The sequence below is a fragment of the Acaryochloris sp. IP29b_bin.137 genome (assembly GCF_028285745.1).
GTDB lineage: Bacteria > Cyanobacteriota > Cyanobacteriia > Thermosynechococcales > Thermosynechococcaceae > Acaryochloris.
Genome location: NZ_JANQOP010000284.1, coordinates 1 through 2,612, shown reverse-complemented (window position 1 = coordinate 2,612; position 2,612 = coordinate 1). Strand labels below are relative to the sequence as shown.

The window sequence follows — 2,612 nt, the reverse complement described above, 5'->3', positions numbered from 1 at the left end:
CAACGTATCATTGATGTTCTGTCGGGAAGCGTCGATATTCTATCTGGACAAGCTGTCAATGTTGGCAATGGGGTCTTTCTGTATAGTCTATCTGACATTAAAGTGTCAGATTTTGGAGAGCATTTAGCAGCTTAATCTTCTAGCTCCACTTTTCTAGGTGTGACTTCTAGAGTTAGGTATTAAGTTGTGATCGCTAACCCCAACCCCTATGATCACTTTCACTAGGACGAGCGCAGATCGTTTCCATGAACTTCGCTAACTAGTTTTTCAGGCAAGGTTCGCCAGCGTAAACAAAGGAATAGTAGTTGTATCATTTTAAGACGATTCATCCGCTCTCTGATTAATTAAAGAAGGATGGGTAAAAAATACTTATCAGGATGCCTTCTCAACCCAATATACATAGGATTTACCCATCCTTTTCTTTGTCCTACATAGCTTATAGCCATTAAAAACGACATTGTTTTCAATCATCCTAGGCGCAATTAGAGACGCTATCCGTGACTTACTGAGACCTACCTTTGCGTGAAATGCAGAAACGCCCACTGGGATGTCAAAGTCTATCAAGGCAAGGATAATCCGTTCTGCATCTTCACAAAAAATATGCGAGTTCACTGCGTACTCTGGATTCATTGGATCATTTCCCTATGAATTTCAAGATTCCGGCTTCAACCTCATCGATAGCGTTGACTTTTCACGTTAAGTCTCCTGGGTCGCTAACTGCCAGTCCTCCACTAGAAGATCTAACTTAGCCCATCCTTTCTAAAGTACTTGAATTCCAATCGGTGTGCTGCCACGTAATTTTGCAGATAGTCCTTGCAATCATGAACGCCCTTCCATCGCTGGTTCGATTGGGAGGTCTTACCCACATATAACAGCAATGACAATTCTTGATCGATGACGAAGTAGAGAGTTGCTATGCCTTCTCTGTGTTTTGCTGCATTAAGCTAAAGGGATCGATACTGGCTAGATCTGCCGAGGGTTGGGCTAACTCAAAAAGTGATCTTTGTTGGGCTGGGGCGGATGCATTGATTTGGGTTTGGTATCTGGAGATCCGATATTTCCAGTCTAGGAGAGCTATTTCAGTCATCTGTAGAATGGGTGAGCTGGAACTAGAGAATCGGATTTCTCAGAGTTCTAGGTCAGTGAAGAGTGAGGATTGCTCATCCATACGAGGATATTTCCGATTTCGTGGATTAGCTTAACGTCAGTGACGTACTCCAGTTGATATAAATTAAGATAGAGCCAGGATATAGGTTATGGAAAAAAAGTTTGAGCTGAAGCAGGCGTCCAACGGCCAATTCCATTTCAACCTGAAAGCAGGCAACGGCCAGGTGATTCTCTCTAGCGAGATGTACACCACCAAAGCAGCAGCCCTGAATGGCATTACCTCAGTCCAAAAAAATGCTCCTCATGACAACCTTTATGATCGGCGGAAATCTAAAAAAGAAGAACCCTATTTTGTCCTGAAAGCTACCAATGGGCAGATTATTGGTAAAAGTGAGATGTATTCTTCGAATTCTGCGATGGAAAACGGCATCTCGTCTGTAAAAACCAATGCACCAGGTGCAGTTGTCGAAGATTTATCCACAGCAGAACAATGAACATGAATTATGTCCAACCGTTCGCCATTTGTTGATCAGGTTGTTGATCGCCTCAATCAAGTTGCACCTGTGATGGCCCGTTCCATGTTTGGAGGCTATGGACTCTTCATTGAGGGGATAATGATAGGTTTAATCGCAGATGATGTCCTCTACTTTAAGGTGGATGAGGAAAACCGACAGGATTACCTTGATATAGGATCTGAACAGTTCACCTACGACCGTAAGGGAACTCCTGCTCGGATGTCATACTATCGTATACCCACAGAGATTGTTCACAACATAGAACAGCTTGTAGCCTGGGTCGACTCAGCCCATGCTGCTGCGAAACGGTCTAAGTCAAAATCCAAGCGAAGCCGCAAGGGGAAGAAATTGGGGAAGGGAGATCTGCCTAAGTGAGTGTGGATGGAATATCCTCACGTACCTGAAAGATATTGCCCTCTGGGTCACAAGCGTTACAAACGTGAAAGCCTGGACCACTCCATTGCTCAGTAAATACTTCACCTCCCCATTCTGCTGCAACGTTCCTTGCAGCGGAGATGCTTGGAACTGTGAAGAAGAACTTCAGAGCAGATTGCTCTCTATGTACTGGCGGAGAAGAGATGGTGATGCTATCAGCAATGTGCTGGGGCATGGCATGAATATTAAGTTGAATATCAGGAGACTGCAAGATGATGAATTCATCTGACTGGTGAATAAACGACAGCATCAAAATACTTTCATAGAATCTAGCAAGACGATTGAAATCCTTTGCATAGATGAACAGACCTGCTTTAGCTGGACCTGGCATAGGAAATCCTGATATGGAGGGTTGATTGAGATAGTGGGTATCAACTGTAAGTTTACTGGCTTTATGATGTTTACCCTTTCACCTGTTGAAGCTTCTCCCACAGACCACCTGTAAATTTTTCCGGGTTTTCTTACCCTACATATATTTGAGGGTACTAGAGGTGGTGCCATTGACCATTGAGTTCTACCATTTTCAGTATGCCTAAGGATCGACTGCCTTGTTCA

General features: G+C 43.7%; 4 protein-coding genes. 2 read left to right on the top strand and 2 right to left on the bottom strand.

All coding sequences use genetic code 11. The features are described 5' to 3' along the window. Positions 1–913: 913 nt before the first annotated feature. Entirely contained in the window at positions 914–1,087 is a 174-nt protein-coding gene (locus Q0991_RS19845; RefSeq protein WP_299491789.1) for a hypothetical protein, read from the bottom strand. 169 nt (positions 1,088–1,256) lie between these two features. Here Q0991_RS19845 and Q0991_RS19840 point away from each other — a divergent pair, with 169 nt between their 5' ends. Next, the gene (locus Q0991_RS19840) at positions 1,257–1,601 is read left to right on the top strand and encodes a YegP family protein (protein WP_299491788.1); all 345 of its coding nucleotides are present in this window, start codon (positions 1,257–1,259) and stop codon (positions 1,599–1,601) included. A 9-nt stretch (positions 1,602–1,610) separates the two neighbouring features. Beyond that, complete coding sequence (locus Q0991_RS19835) at positions 1,611–1,997, top strand: TfoX/Sxy family protein (protein WP_299491786.1); 387 nt, start codon at positions 1,611–1,613, stop codon at positions 1,995–1,997. On the opposite strand, the gene Q0991_RS19830 is transcribed toward Q0991_RS19835, so the two are convergent. After that, complete coding sequence (locus Q0991_RS19830) at positions 1,990–2,388, bottom strand: VOC family protein (RefSeq protein WP_299491784.1); 399 nt, start codon at positions 2,386–2,388, stop codon at positions 1,990–1,992. The genes Q0991_RS19835 and Q0991_RS19830 overlap by 8 nt on opposite strands. Positions 2,389–2,612 lie beyond the last annotated feature (224 nt).